The following is a 19,854-nucleotide window of genomic DNA, read 5'->3' as shown; positions in this document are numbered from 1 at the left end:
CATATCTGGTGCCTGATTAGGCTTTCCGGGGGACTTCCTGACGCCCGGTCACCCTCTCGGCAGCATCCCGCCCGCACCGGCACGAAGACGCCGCAGCCCGAACTCCGTGAACAACCGTCACAGGGGAGGGTGGTCGCAGCCCTGATCGGCTGTCAGAGCGGCGCGGCCCGTCTCTCCTGAATGTCCGTCACCGGAACTCGCTCCCGTCGACCGTTCTCGCGGTCTGTCTGCGACACCGGTCGCGGACGGGGAGGACCGACGGCGTCCGGAGCGTCATACCGGGAGCTGTCACGGATGTGCCTAGCTGGCCGGCCTGCGGCCTCCTTGCTGGTTCCGTGCGGAGCGGAGGTGCATGAGGTCGCTGAGCCACGACGGCCACCGGAGACGGTGAGCGGAGGCTTGGCGGCCGTAGGGCCGCAGGCGGGCAGACTTCGGCGGCCGTCGTCTGCGACACGCCGCCGACGGGGTGAGCGTGTGTCAGTGAATCGCCCGAAAGGGCTAATCGTTCATAAAAAGTGCTTACCATCCCGGCTTTTGATGGTGCGTCACATGGTGGATCGGAGCCTCCCGGGAGTCTCGCGTACACCCGGTCGGCCCTGTGGCGTCCCACCTCGACCATGCCCGATATGACAGCCAATGGGGCCGTCAGTACGTTCGTCGCAGGTCGGCTTTCCGGCCGGCGTCTCTGAGACAGAGAGAAGTGACATGAACACGCGCACCGTCGTCATGACCGCCGCTGTAGCAGGCGCCGCGGCCATCGCCGCCTCCGGCATCACCTACGCCGCGACCGCAGGATCTTCCGACTCCGCCCCGTCCGTCCAGAAGACCGTGTCGGCCGCCCGGCAGGCCGCTCCGGCAGTTCCCAAGACCGCCCCTGCCGCACGGCAGGGTGCCCCCGCCGCTGCTCCCCCCGCCGACGACAGCGGAAGGGGGAACCAGGGTGGAGGCCGTGACGGTGGTGAAGGCCGTGACGGTGGTGACGGCGGTGAAGGCCGTGACGGTGGTTATGGAGGTGAAGGCCGTGATGGTGGTTACGGCGGTGAAGGGCGCGACGGTGGTTACGGCGGCGGGGGTGGTTACGGCGGCGATGACCGCGGCTACGACCGTAAGGGAGAAGGCAGGATCTACTTCAACGATCGGGAGTACTCCGCCTACTCCGAGGGGTGCATCACTGCCGCCAGCGGACTGGGCTCCAGCAGCTTCAACATCCGTAACGACAGCCGGAAGACCGTCGAGGTCTTCCGAGGGTCCACCTGCGACAACGGTTCTCCGGTCGCCACCGTCGGACCTTACGGCGCCACCCACGGCGTCGTGACCCCCGAAGTCCGCGGCGGCCTGTTCACCAACGACGGTGTCGTCGGCAGCTTCCGGGTCATTCAGGACCACTACAACGAGTGGTGACGCCACCACTCGTCCAGCCCGGTAGCCCCGGCCCGTCGGAATCGGGCCGGGGCTGCCGTGTGGAGGCCTACTCGGCAGCTGCCCGGTTCCGGGCGGCGTGCCGGCGGGCGGCAGCCGTCCCGAGGTCCGCCCCGACCGCTCAGGGTGAGTCGACGGACGTTCCCTGATCCGCGCCGGCCTGCCGAGGAATTCCCCGGTCGTGCTGTTCGCCGCCTGGGAGGCGGCGCTGGGCGGGCAGCGCGACCGCGAGTACCGCGAGAGCGACCAGGACGACGGCTATCCCCTGGAACGCGTCCCCGTAGCTGTCCACGAGCGCGGCAGCCGTGCCGGCGTCGGTCGTGGTGAGGGTGAGCAGCACAGCGAGGCCGAAGGCACCGCCGAACTGCCGGGCCGTGTTCACCAACCCGGACGCCGCACCGGCATCGGCAGCCCCGACCCCCGACGTCACCGTCGTCGTCAGAGGGGTGCTGACCAGGCCCCCGCCGAAGGAAATCACCACGGCGGGGCCGAAGATGCCCTGGAGATACGTGCTGTCCGGGGTGATGGTGCTCTGCCACAGGAAGCCCGTCGCGGCGACGAGCGCACCGGCGGCTATCAGCACCCGCGGCTGCACGTACCGCATCAGTCGTGGTGTGAGGAACAGCCCGACCAGCAGCATCACCACGGTGTGCGGCATGAACCCGAGACCCGTCTGCGCCGCACCGTAGCCCAGCACTCGTTGCATCGTCAGAGTCAGGAAGTACCACATCGGGATGTGGAAACCCGCTCCCGCCAGCAGCATCGCCAAGTTGCCCCAGCCGACCCCGGGAAGTGTGAACAGACGCGGCGGGATCAGTGGCTCCGAAGCGATCCGCTTCTCCACGACCGCCAACGCGACGAGAGCGACACTCCCGCCGGCGAGTGGCGCGGCCGTGGCGGCATCGGACCAGTCGTGGGTGTGGGCCTGGGCGACGCCGAGGGTGAGCAGGGCCACCCCGGAGGTGGCAAGCACTGCGCCCGGCAGATCGAGCCGGCCCTGCCGTGACGGACCGTCGCGCCGGGGGAGCAGGCGAGCGGCGAGGAGGAGCACCGGGACTCCGATCGGCACGTTGATCAGCAGAACCGACCGCCACGACAGGTATTCGGTCAGCACACCGCCGAACACGTTGCCGGAGGCCCCGCCGACCAGGCTCACCGCGGTCCAGAGCGCGAGCGCCCGGGTCCGCCGGTGGCCTTCGGGGAACGTGGTGGTGACCATGGTCAGGGCCAACGGGGCGAGCACTGCCGCGCCGAGTCCCTCCGTGGCCCGCGCCGCGATCAGCAGGGCAGGTGTGGCCGCAAGTCCACCGACCACACTGGCGACGACGAACACCGACATGCTGCCGACGAAGACGCGCCGTTGCCCGTACAGGTCGCCCAGTCGTCCACCCAGCAGCAGCAGTCCGGCGAAGGCCAGGGCGTAGCTGCTGACCACCCACTGCAGGTCCGCCGGGGCGAACCCGAGATCCGTCTGCACCGACGGCAGCGCGACAGTGATGACCGATACGTCGAACAGAACGATGAACTGCGCCGCACACGCCAATGCGAGTGTTGTCGTCGCCGTTGCCCCGCCACGCATGCCGCCCCCAGAAACGTTGTGCCGCGATGTGTCGGGCCGCTGCCCGACACCCTTTCCGCTCCCTGCCGTTCGTCACCCAGGGACTGAACCGCAATCCACGGCGGGGCGGAGCACGACGACAGCTCCGGCACCCCGCAGCGGTGCCGGAGCATCTGAATGCACCTGGTACCGGGACGCCCTTCCGCCTCGCGGCGCATCCGGCGCCGCGCGTCGATCCACCACGGATTTCGCGACAGCCCTCAGCGGGAGAAGTCCACCCCCTGTGCCAGCGCCACGTGTCCCGAGTAGTTCACCGTGTTGGTCGCGCGCCGCATGTAGGCCCGCCAGGCATCGGACCCGGACTCGCGCCCGCCACCGGTCTCCTTCTCACCACCGAACGCACCGCCGATCTCCGCCCCCGACGTCCCGATGTTGACGTTGACGATGCCGCAGTCCGCGCCGTCGGCGGCCATGAACCGTTCGGCCTCGCGCTGGTCCGCGGTGAAGATTCCGGACGACAGTCCCTGCGGCACGTCGTTGTGCAGCCGGACGGCCTCGTCGAAGTCGCGGTAGGTGAGCACGTAGAGGACAGGAGCGAAGGTCTCCTCGCGGACGACGGCGGTCTGCGCGGGCATCCGTACGAGGGCGGGCCGTACGTAGTAGCCGTCCGGCGCCGCATCGGCGAGATGCCGATCGCCGCCGGTGCACACGGTGCCTCCGTCCTCGACCGCGCGGTCGAGGGCCTGGCGCATCCTGGTGTGCGACGCCTCGTTGACCAGTGGTCCCACCAGAGTCGTTTCCTGGAACGGGTCGCCGACCGGGAGCCGTCCGTATGCGGAGGTGAGCCGGTCGACGACGGCGTCGACGGCATCCTCGTGCACGATCAGCCGGCGGAGCGTGGTGCAGCGCTGGCCTGCCGTGCCCGCCGCGGCGAACACCGCGGCGTTCACGGTGAGATCGAGGTCTGCCGACGGCGTCACCACGGCGGCGTTGTTCCCGCCGAGCTCCAGAATGCTGCGCCCGAACCGGGCGGCGACCCGGGGGCCCACGGCGCGCCCCATCCGGGTCGAGCCGGTCGCGCTGATCAGCGGGACCAGCGGGGAGTCCACGAGCCGCATGCCGATGTCCGCTCCACCGAGCACGACCTGGTTGAGCCCGGCCGGTGCGCCCGTTTCGGCAGCGGCGCGGGCGAGGAGTGCGGAACAGGCCAGCGCGGTCAGGGACGAGAGCTCGGACGGCTTCCACACCACCGTGTCGCCGCAGACCAGGGCCACCGCGGTGTTCCACGCCCACACCGCGACGGGGAAGTTGAAGGCGGTGATCACACCCACCACGCCCAGCGGATGCCAGGTCTCCATCAGCCGGTGGCCGGGGCGTTCGGAGGGCATCGTGCGGCCGTACAGCTGCCGTGACAGGCCCACCGCGAAGTCGCAGATGTCGATCATCTCCTGCACCTCGCCGAGTGCCTCGGAGCGGATCTTGCCCGCCTCGACGGTGACCAGGTCGGCCAGGTGCTCGCGGTGCTCGGTGAGCAGTTCGCCGAGCCGCTTGACCAGGGCGCCCCGCACCGGTGCCGGGGTGGTCCGCCAGTCGCGGAATGCTGTCCCGGCGACCTCCACGGCCCGGTCGGCACCGGCCGGGGTGTCGGCGCGCAGGCCGAACAGCGTCCGGCCGGTGATCGGCGTACGGGCATCCACGTCGTCGCCCTTGACGGCGGCGAGGTCGACCCCGCACCGAGCCAGGGCGGCCTCGGCCCGGCCGCGGATGTCATCGGTGCTGCTGACTGCTGTGACCATTGGCCATTCCTCATCGATGGTGTCGGGCGCCGGTCTCTCCCGCGCCCTGCGGCCGGATCTGTCTGCGGAACGCGGTTCACCGGCGTCGCCGCGGTCCGGGGTGTCAGCTCTCCAGAAGCTCGCGCAGCGCCTCCGCCAGGCAGTCGATCTCGGCTTCGGTGGTGTAGAAGTGCGCCGAGACCCGGAGCAGCGGCCGGTCCGGACGCTCAGCCACCGACGTCTCGATACGGAAGCGTTCCCAGAGTCCGCGGCGCAGCGCGGCCGCGTCCGTCCCGGCAGACAGGCGGAACGCCACCAAACCGCCGGACAGCTCCGGCGAATCCGGGGTGGCCGGTTCGAGGCCGATGCGGTCCGTGAGATGACGGCGTGCGTAGCCCGCGACGTCGCGCATGCGTGAACGGATCCTGTCGTGTCCGATCGACGCCTGGAAGTCGATGACCTCCGGCATCGTCAGCCATGGACAGATGTCACGCGTCCCCTCACATTCGAGCCGGCGCAGCCGCGGGGTACTACCGAACTGGTCGGGCTCGTCCGGTGGGCACTCCGACGGGGGCCGGTGAGCCCAACTCACCTGCATGGGCCGCAGACCGTCCTCCTGACCCGCGCCGATGTGCAGAAAGCCGACACCCGTGGGTGAAAGCAGCCATTTATGACCGCTGCCCGCGTAGAAGTCGCACGGGATGTCGGCCAGATCCAGGTCGAGGAAGGCCGGTGCGTGAGCGCCGTCGATCACGGTCGTGATGCCACGCCGACGGGCCTCCTCGCAGAGCTGCCGGGCCGGCATGACCAGCCCCGTCGACGACACGACGTGGCTGAAGAACAGCACCCGGGTGCGCGGGTTCATCGCGGCCACGGCGGCATCGACGATTTCGCCGGGATCGGTGGGCAGGGCCGGCAGACGGAACGTCCGCAGTTCCAGGCCCTGCTGACGCGCCATCCGCTCCCAGCACCACCGCATCGGGGTGTACTCGTGGTCGGTCAGCAGGATCTCGCCCGGTGCCTTCGCCCGCAGCGAGGAGGCCACCAGGTTGACTGCCACGGTCACGTTGGTGGTGAAGGCCAGACGGCGCGGGTCTCCGCCGAGGAAGCCGGCCAGCCGCTCGCGCGCCTTCCACAGCAGAGGGGGCACGCCGCGAAGCAGGAAGTCCATCGGCGAACGCGCGAGGTGGCTCCGCAGATCGGTGACCCGCTCGAAGGCGCAGCGGGACAGCGGCCCGCCGGAGCCGGTGTTGAGGTTGACGACACCGGGGTCGAGCAGCATTCCGTCACGGGCGCCGGCCCACTCGGAATCGGACATGTCGTAATCTCCCGCCCCTGGCGCTGATGGTCCAGTCTCACGTGATCCCGTGCACGTCACTTCGCCGTGTGCGTAGTAGGTATTTGAGGATGTCCGTCCGTCTCCGGACTTCCGCTTGCTCGATGCTTTGCGTACGGATCCGGCGCACATGGTCGACGAGCGTTCACCGATATGCGTCGGCTCCCGTGCATGGGTGACCGCTGTCGGAAAATACGTACGTACGGAATTACTTGGCGGTGGGCTGGATGGGGGATGGCCACGTCAGTCTAGGCAGTCTCCTCCGGCCTGTCCATGGTGATGCGTCGGACGCCTTGTCGAGCGCCGGACCGAAGTCGCGTGCTTTTCCAGCGGGCAAGGGCTTGCTCGTACTGCGATCTGACGGCGTGCACAGGTGGCTGCAATACTTCTGAAATAGTCAGAATGTCCTGTTGACCAGCGAATACGGATGACATGTTCGGACGGATCCAGGGCGGGAGCATGGGCCTTCGGTCGAAGAGGCCGACGCGCCGGCGGGCCTGCTCCTGCCGGCAAGTCCGGTACCTGGGTGCAGTCATAGCTGCACTTCATGGCTGTGCGGGCAGGCCGCGACCGCAGCCTCGGTCCCGGTGGTGATGATCGTCCTGATTGTGCCTTTGGAATCGATTTCCCTGTTATCCGGGAGAAGGCCGGGGGCTCGCGGCGGCAGTACGGATGGATGGGCCGTATCCCTGCCGAAGAGAGCCTGAAGAGCAGGAGAAGAGAGGCTCAAGAGTTCCGTGGTAATAGACTGGCCCGGCCATGTGGGGCGTCGCTCAGGGCGTCTCCCGATCGCTCCCGGAGGCAGTTGTAAAAGGGAGAGTCTGATACCTCTCGCACCGTGACTTGTGCGCGTGAGGGATATTCAAGTATTTCGTCCGGCGACATTGGGAGAGCGCATGTCTTGGGGAATTTCGACAGTGGACGAAAAGGAAGAGAACCAAGCCTTCGGCATTTCTGGAATGGAAACCCTGGAGGCTCGTGACGTACATGGCGCACTTGGTCCGCACGTGCTTGTCGATGGATACGATTTCGTGCTCGACCTGTCGGCCAGTTCAGGTACCTGGCTCGTCGACGCAATCACGGGAAATCGCTATCTGGATCTCTTCTCCTTCTTCGCGTCCGCACCTCTCGGCATCAACCCGGCCTGCATCGTCGACGACCAGGAATTCCTACGGGAACTGACTGCGGCAGCCGTCAACAAGCCGTCGAACCCGGATCTGTACACGGTTCCGTACGCCGAGTTCGTCAGGACGTTCGCCAGGGTGCTCGGAGACCCGCAGCTGCCGCACCTCTTCTTCGTGGACGGCGGGGCGCTGGCCGTCGAGAACGCGCTCAAGGCCGCCTTCGACTGGAAGGCACAGAAACTCGGCCTCGACGAGGACGCCGTCGACGGTCTCCAGGTGCTGCACCTGGAGCGGTCGTTCCACGGCCGCAGCGGCTACACCATGTCGCTGACGAACACCGAGCCGGCGAAGACCGCCCGCTTCCCCAAGTTCAGCTGGCCGCGGATCCCCTCCCCGGCCCTGCGGCATCCGCTCACCGAACACGCGCAGGCGAACCGCGCGGCCGAGCAATGTGCCCTCGAGGCAGCGGAGGCTGCCTTCCGCGCTGCGAACGGCATGATCGCCTGCTTCCTCGCCGAGCCGATCCAGGGCGAGGGTGGTGACAACCACCTCAGCGCCGAATTCCTCCAGGCGATGCAACGGCTCTGCCGTCGGTACGACGCGCTCTTCGTGCTCGACGAGGTCCAGAGCGGTTGCGGGATCACCGGAACCGCCTGGGCCTACCAGCAACTGGGCATCGAGCCCGACCTGGTGGCGTTCGGCAAGAAGACCCAGGTCTGCGGCGTCATGGGCGGCGGCCGGATCGACGAGGTCGAGGACAACGTCTTCGCCGTCTCGTCCCGGATCAGCTCGACCTGGGGCGGCAACCTCGCCGACATGGTCCGCGCCACCCGGATACTGGAGACGATCGAGCGCACCCAGCTCTTCGACACGGTCGACCAGCGCGGCAAGTACCTCCGGGACGGTCTCGAAGCCCTCGCCGGCGAGCACCCCGCCATGGTGACCAATGCCCGCGGACGTGGCCTGATGTGCGCGATCGATCTGCCGGAAGCCGAGGTCCGCAACGAGGTCATGCGACGGATGCGCCAGGACCACCGGGTGATCGCTCTGCCGTGCGGCGAACGCAGCCTCCGGTTCCGCCCCCCGTTGACGATCAGCGAGAGCGAGATCGACCTGGCACTCGAAGCGCTGGCACGCAGTCTCGTCCCGCCCATGGAGTGAGCCGCCTCGTCCGGTCCCGCCGGCGGCGAACAGAAGGACATCTGGCGCGTCCTGCGGCGGCGCCCGCGCTCCGGGCGACTGTCGCGCGCCATGCGAAACGACAAGTTCTCTCATCTCGCGGTCGCGCGGTGGCCACTGCCATCACCGCGCGCCGCACACATCCTGCGCGACGGAGAGCCTACGTATGATGTCTGCACGATACCCGGTGACAGTCGCGGACTGGTCCGCCCGCATTGAAGGCGTATCGAGCGAGCGCTGCGACCTGGAGATGCTGCTCAAGGACGAATGGCGCAACAAGATCGCGGTGCGGGACGACGACCCCGGCGTCCGGGCGACGAAGCACCGGGAACTGTCCGTCGGCGGTCAGGACTACACGCACCTGAAGGATGCGCTGCGCGACAACGACCGTGTGTCGGTCGGCGCGTTCGCGCTCGCGGTGCTGCACAGCGTGATGAGGGCGTACGGCCACGGGAACCGGACGGTTGCCGCGTTCGTCGACGCCACCGCGACGCGCGACATGCGGCACGCCCGTGTCCTGCCGGTCATCGTCGACCACGTGGAGCAGTCCGCGCTCACCTGCCGTGCGGCCGTGGAGCAGCTGCAGGCCGCGCTGCGTCGCGAGGACGCGTACGCGAGCCCGGCCGAGCTGCTGCAACGTGGCCTGTTCGACGCGCTGCTCGTGCTCGCCGGCCACGACGTGCCCCTGGCTGATCTGCCGTCGTCCCCGCTCGTGGTCACCGTGCGGGACATCGAGACGGAGGGCCGTCTGCGGTGGACGATCTCCTACGCGGGAGACCTGTTCGAGGACGCGACGATAGCGGGTGTGCTCGACGTCGTGCACGAGGTGCTCGGGCAGTTCCTCGGTCGTCCCGGCCGGCGCGTCGCTGACATCGAGCTGGTGTCGCGGGAGCAGCGGGAGCAGTTGGGCCGGTGGAACGCCACCGATGGCGACTTCCCCGAGGGCAAGCGGCTCAACGACCTGTTCGAGGACGCGGCGCGAAGGACACCGAACCGTGAGGCCGTCGTCCACGGCGACATCAGTCTGACCTACCGCGAGCTCGACGAGCGGTCCAACCAGGTCGCACACTGGCTGATCCGGTCCGGGACGGATACCGGGAAAGCTGCCGGGACAGCCGCCGGGACCGGCGTGAGGCCGGAGCAGCTCATCGGGCTGTACCTCGACAAGAGCGACCTGGGCGTCGTCGCCACCCTAGGCATCTGGAAGTCCGGTGCGGCCTACGTGCCGATCGACCCCGCCTATCCGGCCGAACGCATCCGGTTCGTCGTCGGCGACACCGGGCTCTCCCGCATCGTGACGAACCGGCACCACGCGGCCCGGATCCGGGAGATGCTCGGCACGGACCACGCGGACGTGCACATCATCGAGATCGAGACCGTACTCGCGCGGCAGGACACCGCCGGCGCCGCGGCACGGGAGCACCCGAGGCTGCCGCTCGGCAGCCAGGACCTCGCCTATCTGACGTACACCTCCGGCACCACCGGTGTGCCCAAGGGAGTCCCCAAGTACCACGACAGCGTCGTGAACAGCATCACCGACCTGTCCGAGCGGTACGGCATGCGGCGGCCCGGCGAGGAACGCGTCGCCCTCTTCGCCTCGTACGTGTTCGAACCCCACCTGAGGCAGACCCTGATCGCGCTGATCAACTCCCAGACGCTGGTGATCGTCCCCGAAGCGGTCCGCCTGGACCCGGACCGGTTCCCCGAGTTCCTCGAACGGCACGGCGTGACGTACCTCAACGCCACGGGGTCGGTGCTTCAACATTTCGACCTGCGTCGATGCCCGAGCCTCAAGAGACTGCTGCTGGTCGGCGAGGAACTGACCGCGGCCGGCCTGCGCCAGCTTCGCGAGCGGTTCACCGGCCGCATCGTCAACGAGTACGCCTTCACCGAAGCGGCGTTCGTCACGGCGGTGAAGGAGTTCGCACCGGGCGTGAGCGAGCGCCGGGACCGCAGCATCGGCCGGCCGGTGCGGAACGTGAAGTGGTACGTCCTGAGCCAGAACCTGAAGCAGCTGCCCATCGGCGCCATCGGCGAGCTGTACATCGGGGGCTGCGGCGTCGCTCCCGGATATCACAACCGGGACGACCTGACCGCCGAACGGTTCACGCCGAACCCGTTCCGGTCGGAGCAGGACGTGGCACGCGGACAGAACGCACGCATCTACCGGACCGGTGACCTGGCGCGCATGCTGCCGTCGGGCGAGGTGGAGTTCATGGGCCGCAGCGACTTCCAGCTGAAGCTGAACGGCGTACGGGTGGAGCCGGGCGAGATCGAGGCACTGGCGAGCGAGTTCCCGGGCGTACGCAAGTGCGTCGTCGTGGCCCGCGAGGGAGCCGGGGGCGGCTCCGACCGCCACCTCGTCGGCTACTTCATGACCGAGCCCGCCGCGGAGGTGACCGAGGACGAGCTGCTGACCTTCCTCGAACAGCGGCTCATCCGGATCATGGTTCCCGCCCGCATGGTCCACCTCAGCAGCATCCCGGTCAACATCAACGGCAAGGTCGACTGGCGCGCCCTGCCCGACGTGGACGTCGCCCGCCCGGGCGGAACGCCCGCGGCCACCGTCGGCCGTGCAACGGGCGCGGCCGGCGGCGTTCTCGACGAGCTGCGCGAGATCTGGAGTTCGGTCCTCGGAGTGCCGACCGCACGGATCGGTGACGGCGACGACTTCTTCCGCCTCGGCGGCCAGAGCATTTCCTGCATCCTGCTCATCGCCCGGGTCCGGCAGCGGCTGGGCGTCTTCGTCGGTGTCGAGGACGTCTTCACCCTGCGGACCCTGGGCGAGCTGGCGCAGCACCTGGAGCGGCAGCGGGACCAGGGGCCGCAACCAGAGCAGTGGGCGGCCGACGAGCAGCTCCCGGCGGAGGGCGAATCGCTCAGCCTCCGCGCGAACGGCCTGCAACAGGGCCTGCTCTACCACGCCCTCAAGAGCCGCAGCGGCGACGACGCCTACGTCATGCAGTCGGTGCACCGCTACCGATGTCGCATCGACCCCGGCCTGATGAGGGAGGCGTGGCAGGAGGCGCAGCGGAAGTATCCCGCGCTCAGGCTGCGCTTCGAGTGGGCGGAGGAACCGCTCCAGATCATCGAGCACGACGACAAGCCCTTCGACTGGCGGTTCGTCGACCTCAGCGACACGGCGGACCCCGGTGAGCAGGACACCCGCATCAAGGAACTCCAGGAACGGGACCGGACCGAGCCGTACGAGCCCGCAGCGGGCCGGCTTTTCCGCGTCTACCTGGTCAAGCAGCACGAGGACCTCTTCTCGCTGATCTTCAGCTGCCACCACCTCATCCTGGACGGCTGGAGCCTGCCCGTACTCCACGACGACGTGCACCGCACCTACCTCCGGATGGTTCGGGGCGAGAAGATCGAGCAGGCCGTCGACCACGCGTACCTGGCGACCCAGCGGCACTGGGAGGCCCATCGGGACGACCACGTCGACTACTGGACACAGCAGGTCGAACGCATCGACGAGCGCGGCGACTTCGGCGGCCTGCTCAAGGAGGAGATCCGCTACCAGGTCGCGCTGAGCGACTACGACCACATACGCGAGCACCGGACGAAGAAGCTGAGCCTCGGCGCAGAGCTCACCGCCGCGCTCCGGGCGAGGTGCGCCGCCGACTCCGTCACCCTGCACTCGGTGCTGCAGTTCGTGTGGCACAAGGTGCTGTACGCCGTCGGCGGGGGAAACACCACGGTCGTCGGCACGATCGTGTCCGGCCGCAACGTGCACGTCGACGCCGTCGAGAACTCGGTGGGTCTGTTCATCAACACCCTGCCGCTGATCGTCGACCACGAGGAGCAGGCGGCCAAGAGCGTGGGCGCCGCCATCGGCGACATCCAGTCCGCGGTGAACACGATGAACAGCAGGAGCACCGTGGAGCTCGGCCGGCTGCAGACCGGCGGGATGAAGCGCAGGCTGTTCGACACCCTGCTGGTGCTGGAGAACTACCCGCGGCTCCTGGACGAGGACGAGGAGCGGGAGCACGACGAACTCCTCCGTTTCGAGAAGGGCTACGACGCGGACAAGGTCGACTACCCACTGGCCGTCGTCGCACGCGAGGAGGGCGACGAGCTGACCGTCACCCTGTGGTACGCGGGCGAGCTCTTCGACGACGCCACTGTCGACGTCCTGCTCGACACCACCGACACGCTGTTCCGCCAGGTGGCCGACGACGCCGCGCGGCCCGTCGACGACCTCGAGTTCGTGTCCCCCTCAGTGATCAAGGGCTTCGACGCGTGGAACCGTACGGAAACCGGGTTCCCGGACCGCCTGACGTTGCACGGGGTGTTCGAGGAGAAGGCCGCGGCGTGGCCGGACGAGGTTGCGGTGGTGTTCGGTGAGCGGCGGCTGACGTACCGGGAGTTGGACGAGCGGGCGAACCGGATGGCGCATCATCTGCGGTCCGTGGTGGAGCTGCGGCCGAACGATCTGGTTGCTCTGGTGGTGGACAAGAGCGAGTTGATGATCGTTTCGATTCTGGCGGTGTGGAAGGCCGGGGCGGGTTATGTGCCGGTCGATCCGGGTTATCCCGACGACCGGATCGGGTTCATGCTGGAGGACACGCGGGCCCGGTTGGTGGTGACCAACGAGTGCCATGCGGAGCGGTTGCGTTCGCTGTCCGCGGCGGCGGAGCTTCCGGTGCTGGAGGTCGAGTGCCTGCCGTTGGACGAGGAGTCCCCGGACAGCCCGGTGACGTCGGTGACCAGTACCGATCTGGCGTACGCCATCTACACCTCCGGCACCACCGGCAAGCCCAAGGCCGTACTCGTCGAGCACCGGGGAGTCGTCAACCTGCAGACCTCCCTGGCGACGCTCTTCACCCTCGACAAGTCCGCCGGCGACGAGGCCCTGCTGTCGTTCTCCAACTACATCTTCGACCACTTCGTCGAGCAGATGACCGACGCACTGCTCAACGGGCAGAAACTGGTGGTGCTCGACGACAGAATGCGCACGGACACCGAGCGCCTCTACCAGTACATCAACGACGAGAAGGTCACCTACCTCTCCGGGACACCGTCGGTCCTGTCGCTGTACGACTACTCGACGACGACGTCCCTCACCCGCATCGACGCGATCGGTGAGGACTTCACCGAACCGGTCTTCAACAAGATCCGCGGCACGTTCTCCGGCACCGTCATCAACGGGTACGGCCCGACGGAGATCTCCATCACGAGCCACAAACGGCTGTACTCGGTCGGCGAGCGGCGGGCGACCAAGAGCATCGGACATCCGGTGGCCAACACCGCGTGCTACGTGCTCAACCCGTCGATGAAGCGGGTGCCCGTCGGTGGCATGGGCGAGCTCTACATCGGCGGTGTCGGCGTCACGCGCGGCTACCTCAACCGTGACGACCTGACGGCCGACCGCTTCGTCGACAACCCGTTCCAGACCCCGCAGGAGCGTGAGCTGGGACAGAACGCGCGTATCTACAAGACCGGTGACCTTGCCCGGTGGCTGCCCAACGGGGAGCTGGAGTGCCTCGGCCGCACCGACCTCCAGGTCAAGATCCGTGGCCAGCGCGTCGAGCTCGGCGAGGTCGAGGCGGCCCTGTCGTCGTACCCCGGAGTGACCCGGTCCCTGGTGATCGCCCGCGAGCACCGCGCGACGGCCGGGGCCGTGTCCCAGAAGTATCTCGCCGGCTTCTACGTCTGCGACCACGAGCTCGACGAGCAGGACGTCAAGCGGTGGATGCGGAAGAAACTGCCCGACGCCATCGTGCCCGCCCGCCTCCTGCGGATCACGGACATCCCCGTGACACCCAGTGGAAAGCTGGACACACGAAGGCTCCCGGAGACGGACTTCGGACCGGGCGACAGCACCGATTACGTCGCCCCGTCGAACGACGTCGAGGTCAAACTGTGCGGCATCTGGTCCACGGTGCTCGGTGTCGCCCCGGACCGGATCGGCGTGCACGACGACTTCTTCGCCCTCGGCGGCGACAGCATCCGGGCGATGGCGCTCGCCCAGGCCATCACCACCGGCTTCGGGCGCGGCCTCGGCGTGGCGACCGTACTCCAGCACACGGCCCTCGGCGCCCAGGCACGGCACATCCAGGAAGCGGCGGCGCTCGCGGGCGACGATCACCATGAGCCCGCGACCGGGCGTGCCGGTACGGGGACCGAAGACCCCGTGGTGTCACTCGCGCAGGAACGCCTGCTGTTCATCGACGAGTTCGAGGGCGGCACCGCCGCATACAACATCCCGTTCGTGCTCCGCATACCGACGGACGACGCGGTGACCCAGGACACGGTCGTCCGCGCGATGCACACGCTCCTGCGGCGCCACCCCGCCCTGCGCACGCTGCTCAGGACGGACGACGACGGTGTCCGACGCCAGCACGTACTGCAGGAGGCGGACGCGGCGACCGCCTTCGACGTCGCCCCGCACACGGTGTCCAGCACCGCCGAGCTCGACCGGAGGCTCGTGGAACGCGCCGGGTACGTATTCCGACTCCACGAGGAACTGCCGGTCCGGGCGGATCTGTTCGAGCTCACCACGGACCCCGGCTGCGTGTACCTCAGCCTCGTCCTCCACCACAGCTGCTTCGACGGCTGGTCGTGGAACACCGTCCGCGAGGAACTCGCGGCCCTGCTGGGCGGTGCGACCGAGGCGGAACTCGGAACCGTCCACGCCACCTACGCGGATTTCGCCGTGTGGCAGCGGCAGTATCTGACCGGGCCGAGGGTCTCGGCACTGACCGAGTACTGGACGAACACGCTGGGCGGATACGAGACGGTCCGGCTGCCGCTGGACCACCCGCGTCCGCCCCGGTTCGACTACCGGGGGCGGGAGATCGAATTCGACCTCGACGAGCGGACCACGGAGGCGCTCCGCGCCCTCGCCCAGTCGTCCAGGGTCAGTCTGTACAGCGTCCTGCTCGGTGCATGGTCCCTCGTACTGAACATGTACACCGGCCAGCACGACTTCGTCGTGGGGACTCCCTCGGCCAACCGCGGACGGCCGGAGTTCGACCGCACCGTCGGGTTCTTCGCCAACCTGCTCGCCCTGCGCGTCCGGGTCGACGCGGACGCCACGCTGGCGGATCACGTACGCGCCGTCGGCGCCGAAGTCGTGGCGGCGCAGGTGCACGGCGAGCTGCCCTTCGAGCAACTCGTCAAGGAGCTCGATCCCGAGAAGGACCCGAGCCGCCACCCCGTCCTCCAGGTCAACTTCACCCTGCAGAACGTCACTGACCGTGTCCACGGCGCCCCCACGGCCGGCGAGCGGCCGGCGCCGGCCGGCTACATGCCGGACGGCGGAGGCTGGACGGCAACCAAGTTCGACCTGTCGGTCACCCTGACCGAGACCCCGGGCGGACTGTCGGGCAACCTGACCTACGCCGCGTCGCTGTTCGAGGACGCGAGCGCCGCTGGTTTCATCTCCACCTTCACCCACGTGCTCGCGGAGTTCGCCCGGCTCTCCGCCCTGGGGGACCGGGCCGGGGTGGCGGACGTCACCTGCGTCGACGAAGCGGACCAGGTGGAACTGCTGGACGCCGACACCGCTGTGCCCCGATCTCCCGCAGCTCCCCGCCTGACGTTGCACGGGGTGTTCGAGGAGAAGGCCGCGGCGTGGCCGGACGAGGTTGCGGTGGTGTTCGGTGAGCGGCGGCTGACGTACCGGGAGTTGGACGAGCGGGCGAACCGGATGGCGCATCATCTGCGGTCCGTGGTGGAGCTGCGGCCGAACGATCTGGTTGCTCTGGTGGTGGACAAGAGCGAGTTGATGATCGTTTCGATTCTGGCGGTGTGGAAGGCCGGGGCGGGTTATGTGCCGGTCGATCCGGGTTATCCCGACGACCGGATCGGGTTCATGCTGGAGGACACGCGGGCCCGGTTGGTGGTGACCAACGAGTGCCATGCGGAGCGGTTGCGTTCGCTGTCCGCGGCGGCGGAGCTTCCGGTGCTGGAGGTCGAGTGCCTGCCGTTGGACGAGGAGTCCCCGGACAGCCCGGTGACGTCGGTGACCAGTACCGATCTGGCGTACGCCATCTACACCTCCGGCACCACCGGCAAGCCCAAGGCCGTACTCGTCGGGCACGGCGCGGTGGACAGCTTCCGGGAGCAGCTCAGCGGGCGGTACTTCGGGACACCCGACGTGTCCCGCCACGGCGTACTGTTCCTCGCGAACTACGTCTTCGACTTCTCCGTCGAGCAGATGGCACTGTCGATCCTGGCCGGCCACACACTCATCGTCCCGCCGCCCTCACCCGCCCACGACGACGGCTTCTACACGTACGCGAACGAGGCCGGGCTGACGTACCTGAGCGGCACGCCGACGCAGATCCAGCAGTTCGACCTGACCCGTCTGGAGCAGCTGCGCTGTGTCCTCGTCGCCGGCGAGGCGTTCCACGAGAGCCACTTCGAGAAGATCCGGCGCGAGTACTCCGGACCGGTCATCAACGCCTACGGAACCACCGAGACCGCCGTCTACAACACCGGGCGGCGGTTCGAGCCCGGCGACCCCTACCGGAACACCTTCGGCCGACCGCTCGGGAACACCCGGCTGTACGTGCTCAACGATTCGATGAGGGTGCTGCCGCCGGGAGCCGCGGGCGAGCTGTACATCGCCGGCGAGTGCGTCACCGACGGGTACCTGAACAGGCCGGAGCTCACACGTGAGCGTTTCCTGCCGAACCCGTTCCGGACCGAGGCAGAGCGTCGCGACGGCAGCTGCCCGGTGATCTACCGCACCGGCGACCTCGTCCGGCGTACCCGCAACGGCGAGATCCAGTACCTGGGACGCAACGACGCACAGGTCAAGATCAACGGTCTGCGGATCGAACCCGGCGAGGTGGAGGCGGTCCTGGCCACCTGTCCGGGCGTGGGGGAGTGCGCCGTCGTCGCGGCCGTCGACGAGCGCAGTCCGGGCGGCAAGCGGCTTGTCGCCTACTACGTGGCCGACGAGGGCGCGACCGTCGAAGAGGACGACATCATCGCCACCCTCCGGGCGAAACTCATGCCGAGCATGGTGCCCTCGCTCCTGGTCCGCCTCGACGGGCCGCTGCCGACGACCGTCAGCGGGAAGCTGGACACCAAGGCCCTGCCGCAGGCGGGCCTCTCCGTGAAACGGGCGGACTACGCTGCCCCGCGCAGTCGTACCGAAGCCCGGCTCTGCCAGCTGTGGAGCGCGCAACTGCCCGGTGGCACGGTCGGCATGGACGACGACTTCTTCCGGTCCGGCGGTGACAGCATCAGCGCGCTGCATCTGGCGAGCCGGGTGCAGCGGGAGGTGCGGCGCAAGGTCAGTGTCAAGGACATCTTCGACCACCCCACCGTCCGGAAACTGGTCGACAACGTCCTGGCCCGCCCGGCCGGCGAGCACGACTCCGGGGACGGCTCGCGTGAGGAACCCGAGCAGGGCCGGCTGAGCGGTACCTGCCCGCTCCTCCCGGTACAGGAGTGGTTCTTCGCCAAGCCGCTGGCGGATCGCAACTGCTGGAACCAGAACTTCGCCGTCAGGACCCCGCCGCTCGATGCGGCGAAGCTGCGTACGGCCCTCGTCGAGCTGGTCGGCCACCACGACGCGTTCAGCCTGCGCTACCGCAGGTCCGACGACGGGGGAGCGGTCACCCAGACCTACGGCGACGTCCGTCCGGAGATCGAGCTGCACGAGCTCGATGTCAAGGGCATGCAGGACGACGAGATCGGACGGCAGCTCGACGCGTGGCAGAGCGGCTTCGACCTCGAAGACGGCCCGACGTCATGCGCGGCATACCTCCACGGGTTCGACGACGGCAGCGCCAGGATCTGGTTCGCCCTGCACCACCTGATCGTCGACTCCGTCAGCTGGCACATCCTGGCCCAGGACCTGGAGATCCTCTACCACGGCGGCCGACTGGAGGAGAAGACGGGCAGCTACCGGCAGTGGGCCGAGGCCCTGCGCCGCTACCTCCCCGACGAGGACGAGCGACAGCTGTGGGCGGAGGTCAAGCGGGGCATGGCATCGGCGGCGCAACTGCTGTCGGCGCAGCGGCGCGGTGCGCCGACGCACCACGAGGAGTTCGCACTGAGCGCCTCGGAAACCCGGATCCTGCTCACCGAGAGCCAGTGGGCGTACGACACCACGCCCAACGACCTGCTGCTGACGGCCACCGGCTTCGCGCTGAGGTCACTCACGGGGCTGGCCACCAACTACGTCACGGTCGAGGGCCACGGCCGCGAACTCTTCGACGGGGCCCCCGACGTCCGGGACACCGTCGGCTGGTTCACGACGATGCACCCCCTGGCCGTCCAAGCGGACGACCGGGACCTCGGCGGCAGCATCATCGGGACCAAGGAGGCCGCCCGGCGGGTACCGCACCACGGCATCGGCTACGGCGCGCTCTTCGGCAGGTACGGGAGCGAGCGCGCGCCCCTGCCGCGGGTCAGCTTCAACTACCTCGGGCGGCTGTCCGACGAGGGGGAGCAGACACCGGACCGGCCGACGGGCTGGCAGCTCGACTCGGCGATGTCGGGCAGCCATACCTCCGGCCGGAACCAGGGGGCCGACCAGTTCCACGTCGACGTGACGATGAGGTGCGCCGGCGGCCGCCTCATCGCCGTGGTCGACAGCCGGCTGGACCCGGCCACCACCCAGCGGTTCACCCGTGAACTGCGGTCGTGGCTGGAGCAGCTGGTGGCTCACACGGCGGCGGTGGCGCGAGCCGGGACGGGCCGCTCGCAGGCGGGCCGGCCGGCGGCGACCGAGGAGGTGTTCGACCCGTACATCCTCGTGAACGAGGAGAACACCGAGCACACCCTCTTCGTCTTCCCGCCCGGTGAGGGCGGGGCGGAGAGCTACCTGAGCAACATCGCGCAACGGCTGCCCGGGTACCGGCTCGTGCTGTTCAACAATGTGCACCTGCACGCCCCGATGGAGTCGTTCCCGGCCCTGGCCGGGTACTACCTGGAGCACATCCGTCACCTCCAGCCGTCCGGCCCGTACAACTTCCTCGGCTGGAGTTTCGGCGGGGTGCTCTCCCTGGAGGTGTCGTTGCAGCTGGCCCGGGCGGGCGAACAGGTCGACAACCTGTTCCTCGTCGACCCGTACCTCGCGGTACGTCAGGCCTCGGCCTCCATCGGGCTCCCCGATGTCGAGGACATCCTCGACCCCATCAACTACCGTTACGAACCGGACCGGGCGGATCTGGAGCGGCTGAGCGCCCAGGTCGGCGACCTGGTGATGTTCAAGGCGGACGAAGCGAACGAGATCGTCCGCGACGACCAGCAGCGCCGCCTGTTCGCCTTCTATCAGCGATCGCCCCACAACAGCCTGGACACCCTCCTGCCGGCCGAGTCGATCGAGACTCACCTGCTGCGTGGAGAGACCCACCATTCGTGGGTACGCAACGAACGCCTCGTCACCGCAATGTGCGAACGCATCTCGGCCGCACTGCCGGATGCCGGGTGAACAGGCCGGCGGCGGGGCCGCTTTCCCGCGGTCCCGCCGGTGTCCAGCGGACCGAGGCCGGG

Annotated in this window: 6 protein-coding genes; 3 read left to right on the top strand and 3 right to left on the bottom strand. The window is 68.6% G+C overall.

Going from position 1 to position 19,854, the window contains the following annotated elements; genetic code table 11:
• Positions 1 to 705 precede the first annotated feature (705 nt).
• The gene (locus tag ACFVXE_RS22880; protein WP_389673581.1) at positions 706 to 1,401 is read left to right on the top strand and encodes a hypothetical protein; all 696 of its coding nucleotides are present in this window, start codon (positions 706 to 708) and stop codon (positions 1,399 to 1,401) included.
• Positions 1,402 to 1,540: 139 nt separating this feature from the next.
• On the opposite strand, the gene ACFVXE_RS22875 is transcribed toward ACFVXE_RS22880, so the two are convergent.
• The 3 genes from ACFVXE_RS22875 to ACFVXE_RS22865 all read right to left on the bottom strand — a co-directional run bounded on the left by ACFVXE_RS22875 (position 1,541) and on the right by ACFVXE_RS22865 (position 6,070).
• The gene (locus tag ACFVXE_RS22875) at positions 1,541 to 2,962 is read right to left on the bottom strand and encodes an MFS transporter (RefSeq protein WP_389673580.1); all 1,422 of its coding nucleotides are present in this window, start codon (positions 2,960 to 2,962) and stop codon (positions 1,541 to 1,543) included.
• Between the two features lie 275 nt (positions 2,963 to 3,237).
• Entirely contained in the window at positions 3,238 to 4,773 is a 1,536-nt protein-coding gene (locus ACFVXE_RS22870) for an aldehyde dehydrogenase family protein (protein WP_389673578.1), read from the bottom strand.
• Positions 4,774 to 4,876: 103 nt separating this feature from the next.
• Entirely contained in the window at positions 4,877 to 6,070 is a 1,194-nt protein-coding gene (locus tag ACFVXE_RS22865) for an aminotransferase class V-fold PLP-dependent enzyme (RefSeq protein ID WP_389673576.1), read from the bottom strand.
• A 977-nt stretch (positions 6,071 to 7,047) separates the two neighbouring features.
• On the opposite strand from ACFVXE_RS22865, the gene lat reads away from it, so the two are divergent.
• Together lat and ACFVXE_RS22855 are read left to right on the top strand one after the other, a co-directional pair.
• Positions 7,048 to 8,373, top strand: a complete 1,326-nt coding sequence (gene lat, locus ACFVXE_RS22860; protein ID WP_389673574.1) for an L-lysine 6-transaminase — start codon at positions 7,048 to 7,050, stop codon at positions 8,371 to 8,373.
• Between the two features lie 184 nt (positions 8,374 to 8,557).
• Positions 8,558 to 19,792, top strand: a complete 11,235-nt coding sequence (locus ACFVXE_RS22855; RefSeq protein WP_389673572.1) for an amino acid adenylation domain-containing protein — start codon at positions 8,558 to 8,560, stop codon at positions 19,790 to 19,792.
• The last annotated feature ends 62 nt before the right edge of the window (positions 19,793 to 19,854 follow it).

It is taken from the genome of Streptomyces sp. NPDC058231 (assembly GCF_042882275.1).
GTDB lineage: Bacteria > Actinomycetota > Actinomycetes > Streptomycetales > Streptomycetaceae > Streptomyces.
The sequence above is the reverse complement of the archived record's forward strand: the minus strand, read 5'-3'. Positions and strand labels throughout refer to the sequence as shown.